Here is a 15,528-nt window from a genome sequence, read left to right on the forward strand (position 1 = left end):
TCTCCCAATAAGCAGGTCTTACGATTGCGGTGTGTCTGGTTGATCCTTGGTGGGGACAGAGTTCGTTAAAGCCAAAATAATGGCTTTGGCATCCTCAAGGGGCAAGCGTGTTTGCGGACCGCTATAGCGAATACCAAGGCGATCGCACCATGCACAGACCGTTTCGACCGACACGCCGTAGTCCGCTGCCAGATCGGCGATCGCAATATCCACGAATCCCATGTTGCCCCTCCCCGCTTGGGATCAAGACCAAGTATCATTATCATGCCATTGCGCAGCTTCTTTACCAAAAAGCCACCCCTTTACAAAGACAAGTACCGGCACGGCGTACACTGTTGATGTGGCCATTAGATGGAGTTGTCCATGAAACGAGTCTTGGCAATTATCCTAGGGGGCGGTGCCGGCACGCGTCTCTATCCCTTAACCAAGCGTCGAGCCAAGCCTGCGGTTCCCCTTGCTGGCAAGTATCGCCTCATTGATATTCCTGTGAGCAATTGCATTAACTCCGAAATCAACAACATTTACGTCCTGACCCAATTCAACTCCGCCTCCCTCAACCGCCATATTGCCCGTACCTATACCTTCCCCGGCCTGACGGGCGGCTTTGTCGAAGTCTTGGCAGCCCAACAAACTCCAGAAAATCCCAACTGGTTTCAAGGCACCGCCGATGCCGTGCGACAGTACCTGTGGCTGTTGGCTGATTGGGATGTTGATGAGTACCTCATTCTTTCGGGAGATCACCTCTACCGCATGGATTACCGGCTGTTTGTGCAGCGTCACCGCGAAACGGGTGCTGATATTACCCTCTCAGTGTTGCCCGTGGATGAAAAGGCCGCCTCTGGCTTTGGCTTGCTCAAGGTAGATAGCACAGGCCGAGTCATTGACTTCCGCGAAAAGCCCACGGGGGATGCTCTACGGGATATGCGGGTGGACACAACCCGTTACGGGCTTAGTTTGGAGGAAGCCCAGCGCAAGCCCTACATTGCCTCGATGGGGATTTATGTCTTCAAGCGGCAAGTACTCATTGATTTGCTAGAACAGATGGCCGATGCCACTGACTTTGGCAAGGAAATTATCCCCGCTGCTGCCCGTTCTCATCTTGTCCAGACCTACGTTTTTAATGGGTATTGGGAAGATATTGGGACGATTGGAACCTTCTACGAAGCCAACCTTGCCCTCACCCAACAACCGCAGCCGCCCTTTAGCTTCTACGACGAAAACGCGCCCATCTACACCCGTCCGCGGTACTTACCCCCCAGTAAGATGCTGAGTTGCACAATTACGGAATCCATTATCAGTGAGGGCTGCATCCTTAAAGAATGCCAAGTCCACCGTTCCGTCTTGGGGGTGCGATCGCGAGTGGAATCGGGGTGTGTTATTGACCATTCCCTGTTGATGGGAGCAGACTACTACCAAGATTCAGCGCAGCGCCACCAGCTGACTCTGCAACACAAAATCCCCATCGGCATTGGTGCCAACAGTGTGATTCGCAAGGCAATTGTGGATAAAAATGCCTGCATTGGCCACGATGTCAAAATCATCAACAAAGACCATGTTGAAGAATCCAACCGTGAGGATCAGGGATTTTATATTCGCAGCGGTGTCGTGGTGATTCTGAAAAATGCCGTGATTCCCGATGGTACCGTTATCTAAACCATAAGGAAGTTTGAATTGGCAAGCGGGGAAAACCTGTGTAGCATATCAAAAGGTAAGGTTGAGCATTCACCCCTTTAGCGGAACTTCCATCTATGCCCACGATAGAGACTCGCACAGAACCCATGGTCATCAACATGGGGCCGCATCATCCCTCCATGCACGGGGTTTTGCGGTTAATGGTGACCCTGGACGGCGAAGATGTCATTGACTGCGAGCCGGTGATTGGCTACCTCCATCGCGGGATGGAGAAAATTGCCGAAAACCGCACCAACATCATGTTTATTCCCTACGTGAGTCGTTGGGACTACGCCGCAGGGATGTTCAACGAGGCGGTTACTGTCAACGCTCCCGAAAAGTTGGCGGGGATTCCCGTACCCAAACGCGCCAGCTACATCCGCGTGATCATGCTGGAGTTGAACCGCATTGCCAACCACCTGCTGTGGCTGGGTCCCTTTTTGGCGGATGTCGGTGCCCAGACGCCCTTTTTCTATATCTTCCGCGAGCGGGAGTACATCTACGATCTCTTTGAAGCGGCGACAGGGATGCGCTTCATTAACAACAACTACTTCCGCATTGGGGGGGTAGCTGCCGACCTCACCTATGGCTGGGTGACGAAGTGCCGCGACTTCTGTGATTACTTCCTGCCCAAGGTGGATGAGTACGAGCGCCTCATCACCAACAACCCCATCTTTGTACGGCGCTTACAGGGGGTGGGCAAAATTAGCCGTGAGGATGCCATCAATTGGGGGCTATCGGGGCCGATGCTCCGTGCCTCCGGGGTGAAGTGGGATCTGCGCAAGGTGGATCACTACGAGTGCTATGACGACTTTGACTGGGATGTCCCCGTGGCCACAGAAGGCGATTGCCTTGCCCGCTATATTGTCCGTATTCAAGAAATGCGCGAATCGGTGAAGATCATTCGCCAAGCCTTAGATGGTCTTCCCGGTGGCCCCTATGAAAACCTAGAAGCCAAGCGCATGCTCGAAGGCGCCAAGTCAGAGTGGAATAGCTTCGACTACCAGTACCTTGGCAAAAAGCTTGCCCCCACGTTTAAGATTCCTAAAGGAGAGCACTATGTGCGCGTTGAATCGGGGAAAGGGGAACTAGGGATTTACCTGATTGGGGATGACAATGTCTTCCCTTGGCGCTGGAAGATTCGGCCACCGGATTTTAATAACCTGCAAGTGCTGCCCCAGTTGCTGAAGGGGATGAAAGTGGCGGATATTGTGGCTATCCTTGGCAGTATTGACGTGATTATGGGATCTGTTGATCGCTAAGAAGTGCACTGCAACTTTTGATGCCACAAGGGGAGGCAGCGATGGCTGTACAACTACCATTCTTCACCTCCACAAACTTCAGCGGCCTTTTGAGTAACCGGTTTTGGCAAAATGCATGGCCACTGCCGCCCCAAAACCAACTGAAGCGAGGTGCGCTGGTTCCAGATGGGGAATTACCCGCTGTAGGGCTAAACGCGCCTGTTCGCCTTTCGGCTGTGTGGCAAGAGCAGCCGCTGCTGCTGGTGTTTACTCGTATCTTTACAGAGCATCAATACTGCCCGCTGTGTTATCCCTATCTCAAGGCCCTAAATGAAAACTATGAGACCTTTCAAGGCAAAGGGGTGGCCGTGCTGGTGGTGACTAGTACTGATGCCCAGCAAAGCGAGAAAGTTAAGGCAGAGATGGGCTTAAAGATGCCTCTACTCTATGACCCCGGTTGCCACGTCTTTCGTCAGTACCGCACCGGACAAGCTTTGGGGGCACCGCTACCTGCGCAGTTTCTGATTGATCAAGAAGGCAAGCTCCGCTACAAGCATCTCTTCTCATTTCTAGAACCCAATGCCCCCCTGGAGCGCTTGTTTCAGGAAATTGATGCCTTAGCCAATAGGGCAACAGTCACCACAGCAGCCTAGGAGGGATCAAAACTCGCTAGGATAGAAGGTGTCTCCTTGGGGCTGTAGCTCAGTCGGATAGAGCGAGCGCCTCCTAAGCGCTAGGCCGTGCGTTCAAATCGCACCAGTCCCGTTCTTTCCCTTAAAATAAAAAGCAAATCTTTTTGATGTTAGTTTTGCATCTGTGGTAGAGCGATCGCCCCCGAATTCTCTCCTAAGGGAACTTCAAGGCACAATTGACGACCTTGAGGACTATCAAAGTGCCCTGAGCTATGAGGCCGCCAAGCGTGCCCTGGAAAAATTACTGTTTGAATGCAAGGCGACTGGAACCGCAAAAGCCCCCCTCGCCCGCGCGATCGCCGATCTCGAAGAAATGCTCCACAAGCTCCACTATGGTGTGGTGCAAATTGCCGTCTTTGGCATGGTGGGGCGGGGAAAATCCTCCCTGTTAAATGCACTGCTGGGGGAACCCTACTTTGCCACAGGCCCCATTCATGGGGTCACTCAGGAAGAAGCCAGTGTCCTTTGGCAAATCTCTGAAGCGCAGCGGGGCAATCCTATTCGCCTGATCGATACTCCTGGGTTGGACGAAGTCAACGGCGCAGCACGGGAACAACTAGCGCGGGAGGTGGCTGCCCAAGCGGATTTGATTCTCTTTGTGGTTGCCGGCGACTTGACCCGTCTCGAATACCAAGCCCTCAGTGAATTGCGGCAGGCCGGAAAGCCAATGATTCTAGTCTTTAACAAAGTGGATCAGTATCCGGAGGCCGATCGCGAGGCGATTTATATTAAAATCCGCGATGAGCGTGTTAAGGCACTCCTTTCCCCCGAAGAAATTGTCATGGTGGCAGCAGCCCCCCTTGTGCCCCAAGTGCAGCGGGATAGCCAAGGACGGGTTCAGGTGAAAATGACCGTTGGTGCTCCCCAGGTGGAACCCCTAAAACGGAAGATCTTGGAAGTGCTAGAGCGAGAAGGAAAAGCCCTGATTGCCCTCAATTCCATGCTCTTTGCCAAGAAGGTGAGTGAAGAATTGGCCCGCTACAAGCTGGCCTTGCGAGATCAGGAGGCCAACCAACTGATTTGGAAAGGGGCAGTGACCAAAGCCTTGGCGATCGCCCTCAACCCCATCACCGTGCTGGATATGGTCAGCAGTGCCGTCATTGACCTGACGACGATTCAACTGCTCTCGCGGCTGTACGACATTGAACTCACGGATGCAGGCGCCCAGGATCTGCTCCAAACCATTGCCCTTGCCATGGGCAGCATTAGCTTAGGGGAATTTGCTGTCAATTTGGGACTGAGTTCCCTCAAAGGACTCTTGGGATTGGCTACACCCATGAGCGGTGGCATTGCCCTGGGTCCTTACCTCTCCGTGGCCATGACCCAAGCAGGGATTGCCGGCTTGTCTTCCTACACAGTGGGGCAAGTGGCCAAAACCTACTTTGCCAACGGTGCGGGCTGGGGGCCTGCAGGACCCAAAACCGTTGTCCAGCAAATCCTCAGTCAACTGGATCAGCGCCATATCCTCAATCGGCTGAAGCTGGAAATTCAGCAGCAGTTATACCCCAGTGGAGTGGTTCCTTGGGCAAGACGGGCTGCCCCATAGGCGGCCTCCGTGTGAGGCGCAACGGCCACCGGCACCCCTAGGTATTGCTGACGCAGCGCTAACCATGCTCGATTGCGCGCACCCCCTCCCGCTGTCCAGACCCGTTTTAAGGGTGACGCCCCCAAACGCTGTAATTGCCTATAGCCTTGGGCTTCAATGCGACTCAGACTTTCAAGGAGTCCCTGCAGAAAGAGGCGAGGGTCGTCGGGGCGCGGCTCTAGGCGAGGCTCTAGGTGGGGATCGTTAATGGGGAAGCGTTCGCCCCGCTTCAGCAGGGGATAGTAGTCCAAGCCGGTGGGCTGATGGACATCTATTTGGGCACTGAGGCGTTCCAATTCCTCCGGGCTAAAAAACTGCGCCAAAATTGCTGCACCACAGTTGGAGGCGCCCCCCACCAGCCAGCGATCGCCCAAGCGATGACTGTAGATGCCGGTTGCTAAATCCTCTACCCTAGAGGCACTCAACAGCTTCAGCACAAGGGTTGATCCCAAGGATGTTACCGCTTCGCCCACCTCAGAGGCACCACTGGCTAGAAAGGCAGCAATGCTATCGGTGGTACCGGCACACACTTGGCACTCTGGAGACAAGCCTAAGTCCGTTGCCGTCACCTTTCCCAGAACCGTACCGGGGGGAACGACCTTAGGGAGGAGGGGCCGTAACGGCGCAAGCGTCGGGTGGTTTAACCAATCAGGGTAAGCTTCCTTTGCCGCGTCATAGCCCAACTTTAGAGCATTGTGCCAGTCGGAAATGCCCAGTTGACCGTGGAGCAAAAAGGCCAGCCAGTCCGCTTGGTGTACCAAAACAGCACTGGCGCTTGGGTAGTGGCTTTGGAGCCACAACAGCTTGGCGAGACTACTCGTCGCACTCAGGACAAGGTGATCCGCGGCTAAAATCTGCCGCAGCGTTTGAACATGAGCTTGGGCGCGATCGTCGTTGTAAAGGAGAACAGGTGAGCAGGGTTGCCCCTGTGCATCACAGAGGAAAACGGTGCCAGAGGTGGCATCAATGGCAATCCGCTGAATTTGCTGCCGAATGGCGCTTGGAATATCCAAAGTCAATGCCCGCAGCGTCGCTGCCCATTCTTGGGGCTGATCGGGTTGGTGAAGCGGACGACGGGAGGTGGCCAGAATGTTCCCTTCAGGATCAATGGCGATCGCCCGCGCCCCTGAGGTACCAAAATCAATCCCCAAGGTGGTAGTCATACCGATAATTATTGCAGTAGCGTAAAGAGATTGCTATCCAGCTCATAACCAAACATGGCAGCCATCCCCTTAACCTTTTCAGCCGCAGGATAGCCCTGTCCCTGAAGCCACTGCCAAAGGGTAAACACTTTAGTCATTACAAAAATATCCAGGGCTTGGGGGTTGAAGATAATGCCCTGCTGCGGATGAAATTCGTGGGGCACGAGCATTGCCCCATAGCGCACGAGTTCTCCCGCCGACCAATCCAGTAAGTAGGGTAGCCATGGGTAGCAGACATCGGCACGAATGAACCAGAGGCGCACGGCCGGCAATTCCGAAAGTTCTAGATCAGGTTCATCCGCCGGTCGGGGATAGTCAATCTTAAAACGCAGCGCTTGGTGATGAGCTAAAAGTCGCTGTTCTGCAATCAGGGGATTAAGGACATGGTGCAGGGGAGATAAGTCCAGACGATCAATCTGATCTGGTGTTAACTCGATCGCGATCGCCACTCTCTATCTCTCCCCAGCGGCCAGTTATTTAGAGAACCTGCTGGACTTCCGCAATTTCGGGAATGGATTCCTTTAATTTACGCTCAATGCCCATGCGCAGCGTCATCGTCGAACTGGGGCAGGAACCGCAGGCACCCTGTAACCGCAGCCGTACCACCGGCCCTTCAATTTCCACAAGTTCGACATTACCGCCATCGGCCATCAAATAGGGGCGGAGTTCATCAAGGACTTTTTCAACGTTTTCTTGACTCAATTCAAGGGTTGCAGCCATTGTTACTGTCCTTGGCATATCGTTCACATTACTCCTTAGTTTAGCATTGAGAGGGGCGATCGCCCCTTGGGAATTCCAAGGGGTGCCAATGGATCTGGCTCTAGGGAAATCTCTTAAACAGTGTTAGGAACAGTAACGCTCAGGGATACAATATTAGCTTGGTGAACTGCACGGTAGGACATGATTTCCAGTAATGATTTTCGCCCCGGTGTAAGTATTGAGCTTGACGGTGCCGTTTGGCGAGTCGTTGAATTTTTGCACGTCAAACCTGGGAAAGGCTCGGCCTTTGTGCGTACAAAGCTAAAGAATGTGCAAACGGGCAACGTGATTGAGCGCACATTCCGCGCTGGCGAGACTGTTCCCCAAGCCACCCTTGAAAAACGCACGATGCAGCACACCTATAAAGACGGTGAAGACTATGTCTTTATGGACATGGAAAGTTATGAAGAGGCTCGCCTCACCGCTGCACAAATCGGCGATCGCGCTAAGTACCTTAAAGAAGGTATGGAAGTCAATATCGTTAAATGGGGTGAGCAGGTTCTCGAGGTAGAGCTACCCAACTCCGTGGTTTTAGAAGTGGTGCAAACCGATCCGGGTGTTAAAGGGGATACCGCCACCGGTGGATCAAAACCCGCCATTGTCGAAACCGGTGCCCAAGTCATGGTACCGTTATTTATCTCCGTAGGTGATCGGATTCGCATTGATACTCGCTCAGATACGTATCTTGGCCGCGAATAGGAGTAATGGGTGTGGAGCTTGACCTCAACCAAGTGCGCGAACTGCTGTTAATGTTTGACCAAACCAGCGTCACCGAACTCAACCTTAAGAGTGGTGAACTGGAACTTCAACTGCGCAAGCGTGAGCAGATCAGCAGCAACCCCGCTGTGGTTGTGGCTCCAGCTCCCCCCTCGGCCACCACATCCACGCCTGCCCCTGCTCCAGAGCCGACGCCACCCCCTGCCAACCGCAAAACTGTGGATATTGTGGCGCCAATGGTGGGAACATTTTATCGTGCCCCCGCTCCCGATGAACCCCCCTTTGTGGAAGTGGGGGACACAGTCAAAAAAGGCCAAGTGGTTTGCATCATTGAGGCCATGAAGCTGATGAACGAAATTGAAGCCGAAGTCAATGGCCAAGTGGTGGAAATTCTGGTGCAAAATGCTGAACCCATTGAGTATGGCCAACCCTTAATGCGCATTTTGCCTAACTAAATATCATTTTTTTCGGCAAGAGAGGCAGATGCTAATTGCAAAGATATGTTAAGGATTGAGGAGTTTAAGGCCAATAATTCAATGCTTTCAAGCCTTTGTGCTCTTGCCGAGACCCTAATTGAAAAATTAGAATCTAGGAATATCCACCACCACTGCCCGACGAGGTTGGCCTGTGCAAGCAACTGGAGCATACATTCTTATTGATACCCTATGCCGTCACGGCGTTAAGCATATTTTTGGCTATCCTGGTGGAGCAATTTTACCGATTTACGATGAACTTTATCGTGCTGAGTCCGAAGGGAGGATTCAGCACATTTTAGTGCGCCACGAACAAGGGGCAGCCCATGCCGCTGATGGCTATGCTCGTGCCACAGGCCAAGTGGGAGTCTGTTTTGGCACTTCAGGACCAGGGGCAACAAATTTAGTTACAGGCATTGCCACGGCCCACATGGACTCCATCCCGCTGCTGGTGATCACCGGTCAAGTGCCTCGCTCTGCCATTGGCACCGATGCCTTTCAGGAAACAGATATTTTTGGCATTACGCTGCCCATTGTCAAGCACTCCTACGTCGTGCGCGCCGCCAAGGAGATGGCACGCATTATTACCGAGGCAATCTATATTGCCACCACCGGCCGTCCGGGGCCTGTGCTTGTGGATATTCCCAAGGATGTGGGACTAGAAGTCTGTGAGTACGAACCCCTTGAGCCGGGGCAGGTCAAGCTGCGGGGCTATCGTCCCACCATTCGCGGCAATGCCCGTCAAGTTGCCCAAGCAGTTCAACTGATTCGTGAAGCCAAACGCCCCTTACTTTATGTGGGGGGGGGCGCGATTACAGCGGGTGCCCACGAGGAAGTACTCAAATTGGCAGAGCTATTCCAGATTCCGGTGACTACAACCCTGATGGGGAAGGGGGCATTTCCTGAGTCCCATCCCCTTTCCGTGGGCATGCTGGGAATGCATGGCACTGCCTATGCCAACTTTGCCGTCAGTGAATGTGATCTGCTCATTGCCCTGGGGGCGCGGTTTGACGATCGCGTGACGGGTAAACTGGATGAATTTGCCTCCCGTGCCAAGGTAATTCACATTGACATTGATCCTGCGGAGGTGGGGAAAAACCGCGTGCCCGATGTGCCGATTGTGGGTAGTGTCAAACCCGTGCTTCAGCAAATCCTCAAACAGATTGAAGACAGCGGGGAACCTGTGGAACCTGCCACCCAAGCATGGCTAGAGCGGATCAGAATCTGGAAAGAGGACTATCCCCTTGTCGTGCCACAGCCTAGCGGTGAACTCTCCCCCCAAGAGGTGATTGTGGCCTTTGGGCGCCACGCTCCCGATGCCTACTACACCACGGATGTGGGTCAGCACCAGATGTGGGCGGCACAATTCCTGAAAAATGGCCCTCGGCGGTGGATTTCCAGTGCGGGCTTAGGTACGATGGGCTTTGGGATGCCGGCGGCCATGGGCGTGAAGGTGGCATTACCAGATCAGCAGGTGATCTGTATTAGTGGCGATGCCAGTTTCCAGATGAATTCCCAAGAGCTGGCGACATTGGCGCAGTACGGCATTGCCGTCAAGACTGTGATTATTAACAATTTCTGGCAGGGAATGGTGCGGCAGTGGCAACAGGCCTTTTATGAGGAGCGCTACTCCCATTCCAGTATGGCCAAGGGGATGCCCGATTTTGTCAAGTTGGCGGAAGCTTACGGCGTCAAGGGGTTGCGGGTCACAGATCGCCATAATTTGGATGCTATTGTCGAAGAGGTCTTGGCCTACGATGGTCCTGTGCTCCTAGATGCCCATGTGACCCGCGACGAAAACTGCTATCCAATGGTTGCCCCTGGTAAGCCCAATTCGCAAATGCTGGGTTTGCCGGAACGCAAGGTGCTCGAAAAGGCTGCCGAATTGATCTACTGTGCCAACTGTGGGGCAAAAACCATCTCTACCCATCGCTTTTGTCCGGAGTGTGGCAGTAAACTCTAAGCCTTTGGACACCCTTGAGCAAACAATCGCCTCGGCAGCGGCTGACGAAAATGAAAGAGAATCGCTTTCTGGCGGCGATCGCGGGGTTCGGGCCCCCGCCCCCAGAGGGTCTCAAAGGAGAAAAAGGACACTCCTAGTCCTGAGCGCAGGGCAGCCTCCACTTTAGCATCCACCAGTTCAATGGGCACAGGATTGGTACGTAGCCCCGTGAGGACACCGACGGCAGTGGGAATTCTTGCTTGAGCATGCAGGATTTCCGGTTGCGTTAGCTGCTGCACAAAGCTAGGCAGATTGTAGCGATAGACCTGCACAATCACTTCATCAAGGAGTCCAAGGGCGATCCACTGGGGCCAATCTTGGAGAAATGTTTGGTAGGCGGTGGGCAATGTGGTCGGTGCAACGGAAAAAATGGCATTGGGAAATTCCTGCTTTACCCGCTGCCGCAACCTTTGCACAAACGCGGTAAGTTTGTCCGCGCGCCAGCGCATCCAGTCCGGATCGCGGGGATTATCGGGAACGGGCTTTTTAGTTTCCTGCTGATAGAGGGCACGGGTATAGGGATCGTAGCCAAACTCCACGGGCAGACTGAGGTGGTCATCAAACTGCACACCATCCACGGGGTACTGCCGCAATACTTCAAGAACAATGTTGGTGAGAAATTCTTGGACTTGGGGATGAAAAGGATTCATCCAAGCTACTTCTCCCGCTGCCGTCAAGCGAGTCGTTTGACCATTGACCCCTTGGGTGAGCCAGTCGGGATGGGCAAGGGCGAGTTCTGAGGTTTCCGGCACCATGAAGCCAAATTCAAACCAAGGAATGACTAAAAGGTTACGGCAGTGCGCCTGCTGGGTGAGTTCTGCAAGAATGTCGTAATCTTGAATCCCCCGCAGCACAAAGGGCTGAATGCCTAGATTTCTGGCCGTGGCACTGGGGAAACCGACATAGCCTGAGTTCCAGACAACAGGATAGAGGGTGTTGAAGTTCAGCCGCTGTAGCTCATTGAGGGTTGCCTCCAACTGAGGGCGATCGCGCAGGAGCGGTAAATCGTTGGTTGTCAGCCAAACGCCGCGAATCAGGGTTGAGGGTTGTGCCTGTATCGGCCAAATCGTCCAGCAAAGACTCCAAAAGAAGAGAATGAGCAACAACCAAACGCGATGACGCAGCATAGGCTACAGCCCTAGGGAACGCAGATGCCCTGCCTCGAAGGGAAGAACTCGGCTACACATAGTCTGCTTCAAGGCTCCACTGGGGCGGCATGGCCAGGCTTCCGGCGATCGCCATCCTGTGTTGTTCTCTCTCCCGCTGTAGCTTGGGAACAGCGGCACGGAGAAGGATAAAGGTTGTTTTGCCAGAACCATTGTTACCAATAATGCCAAGGCGATCGCTCACCTCTACCGTCAGATTGCTCCCCTGAGGCAGCGAGGGAATTGCAAACATCCCCGATTTCTAGCAGGGCAGTCTCAGCTTAGAGGGTCAAGGCTTGGGGATTGGTTTCAATGAGTTTCGCTAAATCTTGAAGGAAGGCGGCTGCATCGGCACCATAGATCACGCGGTGATCACAGGTAAGATTCACCTTCATCTGCCGTTTCACTCCCAGTAGGCCCTCCTCTGTGGCCACTACCGTCGGACGGGAGGCTCCCACGGCCATAATTGCCCCTTGACCAGGGGTGAGAATGGCATCGAAAAAGTCAACGCCAAACATGCCTAAATTGGAGAGGCTAAAGGTGCCCGTGCTGTACTCCTCGGGTTGCAGTTGCTTAGCGCGTGCCCGCTCCACCAAGTCCTTCCACGTCCGCGAGAGGGTATAGATGTCAATTTGATCGGCATTCTTCAGCACCGGTGTAATCAGACCACCCCCTGGCATTGCCACAGCAACGGCAATGTTAATGTCGCGGCGGTATTGAATCCCCTGCTCTGTGTAGTAGGCATTCATAATCGGGTGTTTTTGCAGCGTCAGGGCGATCGCCTTGGCAAGGAGCGCCGTCATCGTCACCCCTTTGGCCTTAATTTGCTGGTACAGCCGATCCAGTGCCTCCGTGGTAATTGTGTAGGCCACATGGAAGTCAGGAATGCTAAGGCTGGCCACCATATTCCGCACAACGGCATTTTGTAGCGTTGTCAAGGGCACCAAATCCTCTTTCGCCACAACTGGAGCCGTGGCAGCGGATGCTGGGGGGACAGGGGCAGGGGGCGTCGCCACTGGTGTAACAGGCGGTGCGGGTACACCGATCAAGGCTTCCACATCGGCAGCGGTAATCCGACCATGGGGACCCGTTCCCTTAAGCGTCTTCAAATCAATGTGGTGTTCCTTGGCCAATTTGCGGGCGCGAGGCGAAGCAATCACTCGCCCAGTCGGCGCAGTGGGAGCACTGGGGGGAGAAGCTACTGCGACAGAGGTTGTTCCTGAGCCGTTACTTGTAGCCGCAGAAGGAGCAGCCGTAGAATCTGTCGCCGCCCCAAGGGACTTGGCCTTTGCCTGAGCCTCGGCAATTTCTGCTTCTGTTTCTGCCACCAGACCAATGGTGGCGCCGACGGGTGCCACTTCGCCGGCCGGTACGGTAATCACCGCCAAATAGCCATCGTAGAAGGACTCCACATCCATATCGGCCTTGTCGGATTCCACAATCAGCACGGTTTCCCCTTTGGCCACCTTATCGCCGGGAGATTTCAGCCAAGAGACAATTTTCCCTTCGGTCATGGTGGAGCTGAGGGCGGGCATGAACAGTTCACGAATCATAGAGGCTGCTATCCTTGGTTGGCAATCGAGAGGGAGTTAAATTCACTGGAAATGCAACTTAGAGTGTGCCGCGAATTTCTTCAATGACACCATTGCGCAGGAGAATTTCCACCTGCATTTTTTGGATCAGGTTGTCTCCTTTGGTGACATAAAAGAAGTTGTCCACTTGACCTTGATCCACTTCCTGCCCCATTTCTAGGCGTTGCACCTGATCCAATTGTTGCAGAATCCTATTTTTTTGCTGTAAGAGTTCTGCTTTTTGGTTGTTGGCTTGCCCTTGAACGTCTTGAATACGGGCATTAATTACATCGGCTGCTTCATTGCTTTTACGCAGCTGGTCAATCACTTGCTGCAGTTGAAAGTCCAACTGCTGAATTTGGCCATCCACTTGATTCAGTTGGGCTTGAAGCTGCCTTTGGGCATCGTCTTTCCACTCAGGAGTGACAATTGCTTTCACCAGAATCTGGCGCCGCAGGAGCAGTTTAGTATCCATAGGGTCTCTCATGGAGATTACTCAAACATGGCGTTAATCATATCGCGGTAGCGATCGCTCACGACATGACGACGAATTTTTAGAGTTTGGGTCAAAAGACCATTTTCTATCGTAAAGGGTTCGAGGACAAAGCGAAATGTGGCAATGCGATCATCTGGGCGATAGCCAGGGCGATTTTGCACTTCCCGCAGCAGTTCCTGGCGGTAGAGATCAACAATCACTTTGCTCTCCAGGGTCACTACTTCACCGGTACCTGCCGGTGCCGGTCGGTGCGGCAACGCCAAGCGGTATCCCTTAGCCGTGACCCACTGCTCCAGCGCCTCCAAATTGGGCACAATCAGTGCACCCAGCGCCTTTTGATCTTGCCCCACCAGCATGATTTGATCAATATAGACACTGCGGACGCAGGCATCCTCAATGGGTTGGGGTTCAATATTTTCACCGTTGCTCAGCACAATCGTGTCTTTTTGCCGTCCCGTCAGCACGAGATCCCCATTGGGGGTGAGGTAGCCCAAGTCACCAGTATCAAACCAGCCTTCAGCATCCAGAACTTTAGTGGTGGCTTCAGGTTTGTTATAGTAGCCGCGCATCACTTGCGGACCTTTAGCCATCACTAGCCCTTTTTGCCAAAAATCAACGGGAGCTTTGGTGTCTGGATCTACAATCTTAATGGCAGTATCGGGAATGGGTCGGCCAGCCGATCCCCGTAGATTAGCCCAAGAGCGGCGAGCGGTTAGCACCACAGCCGTTTCTGTGAGGCCATAGCCCACCAGCACCTCTAAGTTAATGACCTCGTAGAAGGTATCCAAATGGGGAGCGAGGGCGCCGCCGCCACTAATCACCTGTTTAATCTCACCGCCGGTGGCTTCGCGAATTTTGCTATAGACCCGCTTCTCCCCCACTGCGTAGAGGGGCTTCAGGAAGAAGGTTTGCAGGCGGGCAAGAAATTTTTGCCAACGACTAGGGTGGGGGTTGGTTAGGCTCAGTCCTGTGAGCAGTCGCCGTTGCAGGACATATTGCTGGCCGACACTGAGGAAAAACTGGGCAAGGTATCGTTTGAGGGGCGGGGCATCCCGCAGTTGCTTTTGCAGCCCTTCATAAAAGCCTTCCCAGATGCGCGGTACTGCAACCATGTAGTGGGGTTTGCAGCGTTTTAAGTCATTCTTGAAGTGGCGCAGGTTGGTGTAGGTTTGGCTACAGCCACAGGCAAAGAGAAAGTACTCGACAACTCGTTCGTAGGCATGCCAAACGGGCAGGATGCTGAGGATGCGATCGCCCACCTGCGGCTGCACAATGGCCCAGAGATTGACAATTTGACTGAGCAGTCCCCCATGGGTCACCATCACGCCCTTGGGTTGACCCGTGGTACCGGAGGTGTACATCAGTGTTGCTAAGTCATCGCGGGTTATGGCTACCGCCCGCACTGTGCCGTACTGTCCTTCGCTAAAGACTTGACCAAAGTTCAAAAGCCGCAGAGGAAAATGCTCAAGCTCCGGCGCTTCCGCACTCAGCAGAACAACGGTTTTTACCTGTGTCTCTGCTAAGCCATCCTGAAGTTTGCGCAGGGTAGCCAAGTTTTCAATCAGTAGGAGGGTTGAACCACTGTCGCACAAAATGTAGAGAAGCTCTTGGGCGTCAGCGGTCCCACTGCGAACGACATTAATGGCACCGGCCATCATGCTCCCTTGATCGGCAATCAGCCAGCGGGGACTATTGTCAGCAAATAAGGCCACGCGATCGCCCGCAGCAACACCCAGGGCTTGGAGACCGGCGGCAAAGCGTTGGATGCGTTGGTAGAGTTCACTGTAGGTAATCCGGGTGGCGGGGTCTTCGTAGGGGGCATCAAGGGCCACGACATCACCATGGCGTTGCGCCAATAGGGGCCACATTTCCGGTAGCGACTGGAGGGTTTTGTAGGGCAAAAAGTGATCGGGTAACGGCGCATCCTGGGGTAACCCGCCAGGGGGAGTGTAGGTGTAGGCTGCACTCGTCATT

At 53.8% G+C, this 15,528-nt stretch carries 16 protein-coding genes and 1 tRNA gene; 8 read left to right on the top strand and 9 right to left on the bottom strand.

The genetic code is table 11. The features are described 5' to 3' along the window. Positions 1 to 18: 18 nt before the first annotated feature. Positions 19 to 222: a translation initiation factor IF-2 gene (locus tag Q0711_RS00635; RefSeq protein WP_298615998.1), complete on the bottom strand. Its 204-nt coding sequence runs from the start codon at positions 220 to 222 to the stop codon at positions 19 to 21. 141 nt (positions 223 to 363) lie between these two features. Here Q0711_RS00635 and Q0711_RS00640 point away from each other — a divergent pair, with 141 nt between their 5' ends. The 5 genes from Q0711_RS00640 to Q0711_RS00660 all read left to right on the top strand — a co-directional run bounded on the left by Q0711_RS00640 (position 364) and on the right by Q0711_RS00660 (position 5,150). Continuing rightward, the gene (locus tag Q0711_RS00640; protein ID WP_298616000.1) at positions 364 to 1,653 is read left to right on the top strand and encodes a glucose-1-phosphate adenylyltransferase; all 1,290 of its coding nucleotides are present in this window, start codon (positions 364 to 366) and stop codon (positions 1,651 to 1,653) included. A gap of 95 nt (positions 1,654 to 1,748) precedes the next feature. Then, positions 1,749 to 2,933 (top strand): NAD(P)H-quinone oxidoreductase subunit H, encoded by a 1,185-nt coding sequence (locus Q0711_RS00645; RefSeq protein WP_298616002.1) that lies wholly within the window; start codon positions 1,749 to 1,751, stop codon positions 2,931 to 2,933. A 41-nt stretch (positions 2,934 to 2,974) separates the two neighbouring features. Next, on the top strand, positions 2,975 to 3,565 hold the full coding sequence (locus tag Q0711_RS00650; protein WP_298616004.1) for a peroxiredoxin family protein: 591 nt from the start codon (positions 2,975 to 2,977) through the stop codon (positions 3,563 to 3,565). Between the two features lie 38 nt (positions 3,566 to 3,603). Then, positions 3,604 to 3,677, top strand: a tRNA-Arg gene (locus Q0711_RS00655). A 51-nt stretch (positions 3,678 to 3,728) separates the two neighbouring features. Further along, positions 3,729 to 5,150 carry a GTP-binding protein gene (locus tag Q0711_RS00660; RefSeq protein ID WP_298616006.1) on the top strand — a complete coding sequence of 474 codons (1,422 nt, stop codon included), beginning with the start codon at positions 3,729 to 3,731 and terminating at the stop codon, positions 5,148 to 5,150. On the opposite strand, the gene Q0711_RS00665 is transcribed toward Q0711_RS00660, so the two are convergent. The 3 genes from Q0711_RS00665 to Q0711_RS00675 are packed head-to-tail and all read right to left on the bottom strand — an operon-like array spanning position 5,093 to position 7,111. Further along, the gene (locus Q0711_RS00665) at positions 5,093 to 6,352 is read right to left on the bottom strand and encodes an FGGY-family carbohydrate kinase (RefSeq protein ID WP_298616008.1); all 1,260 of its coding nucleotides are present in this window, start codon (positions 6,350 to 6,352) and stop codon (positions 5,093 to 5,095) included. The genes Q0711_RS00660 and Q0711_RS00665 overlap by 58 nt on opposite strands. A gap of 8 nt (positions 6,353 to 6,360) precedes the next feature. Further along, positions 6,361 to 6,840, bottom strand: a complete 480-nt coding sequence (locus Q0711_RS00670; RefSeq protein ID WP_298616010.1) for a CRR6 family NdhI maturation factor — start codon at positions 6,838 to 6,840, stop codon at positions 6,361 to 6,363. Between the two features lie 28 nt (positions 6,841 to 6,868). Continuing rightward, a complete protein-coding gene (locus Q0711_RS00675) occupies positions 6,869 to 7,111 on the bottom strand; it encodes a NifU family protein (protein WP_297049579.1) in 243 nt (80 codons plus the stop codon). A 180-nt stretch (positions 7,112 to 7,291) separates the two neighbouring features. Here Q0711_RS00675 and efp point away from each other — a divergent pair, with 180 nt between their 5' ends. The 3 genes from efp to ilvB all read left to right on the top strand — a co-directional run bounded on the left by efp (position 7,292) and on the right by ilvB (position 10,303). Further along, positions 7,292 to 7,849, top strand: a complete 558-nt coding sequence (gene efp, locus Q0711_RS00680; RefSeq protein WP_298616013.1) for an elongation factor P — start codon at positions 7,292 to 7,294, stop codon at positions 7,847 to 7,849. A gap of 11 nt (positions 7,850 to 7,860) precedes the next feature. Then, a complete protein-coding gene (gene accB, locus Q0711_RS00685) occupies positions 7,861 to 8,322 on the top strand; it encodes an acetyl-CoA carboxylase biotin carboxyl carrier protein (RefSeq protein ID WP_298616023.1) in 462 nt (153 codons plus the stop codon). 172 nt (positions 8,323 to 8,494) lie between these two features. Next, positions 8,495 to 10,303 carry a biosynthetic-type acetolactate synthase large subunit gene (gene ilvB / locus Q0711_RS00690; RefSeq protein WP_298616015.1) on the top strand — a complete coding sequence of 603 codons (1,809 nt, stop codon included), beginning with the start codon at positions 8,495 to 8,497 and terminating at the stop codon, positions 10,301 to 10,303. Here the strand turns inward: ilvB and Q0711_RS00695 are convergent. The 5 genes from Q0711_RS00695 to Q0711_RS00715 are packed head-to-tail and all read right to left on the bottom strand — an operon-like array spanning position 10,300 to position 15,527. Further along, positions 10,300 to 11,469, bottom strand: a complete 1,170-nt coding sequence (locus tag Q0711_RS00695; protein WP_298616016.1) for a glycoside hydrolase family 10 protein — start codon at positions 11,467 to 11,469, stop codon at positions 10,300 to 10,302. The two genes, ilvB and Q0711_RS00695, sit on opposite strands and share 4 nt — an antisense overlap. A 52-nt stretch (positions 11,470 to 11,521) precedes the next feature. After that, positions 11,522 to 11,740 (bottom strand): hypothetical protein, encoded by a 219-nt coding sequence (locus Q0711_RS00700; protein WP_298616019.1) that lies wholly within the window; start codon positions 11,738 to 11,740, stop codon positions 11,522 to 11,524. 28 nt (positions 11,741 to 11,768) lie between these two features. Beyond that, on the bottom strand, positions 11,769 to 13,040 hold the full coding sequence (locus Q0711_RS00705; protein WP_298617963.1) for a dihydrolipoamide acetyltransferase family protein: 1,272 nt from the start codon (positions 13,038 to 13,040) through the stop codon (positions 11,769 to 11,771). 58 nt (positions 13,041 to 13,098) lie between these two features. Further along, positions 13,099 to 13,533: a YlqD family protein gene (locus Q0711_RS00710; RefSeq protein WP_298617960.1), complete on the bottom strand. Its 435-nt coding sequence runs from the start codon at positions 13,531 to 13,533 to the stop codon at positions 13,099 to 13,101. 17 nt (positions 13,534 to 13,550) lie between these two features. Then, positions 13,551 to 15,527: an AMP-binding protein gene (locus Q0711_RS00715; RefSeq protein ID WP_298611764.1), complete on the bottom strand. Its 1,977-nt coding sequence runs from the start codon at positions 15,525 to 15,527 to the stop codon at positions 13,551 to 13,553. Position 15,528 lies beyond the last annotated feature (1 nt).

Source organism: uncultured Thermosynechococcus sp. (assembly GCF_937958135.1).
Taxonomy (GTDB): domain Bacteria; phylum Cyanobacteriota; class Cyanobacteriia; order Thermosynechococcales; family Thermosynechococcaceae; genus Thermosynechococcus.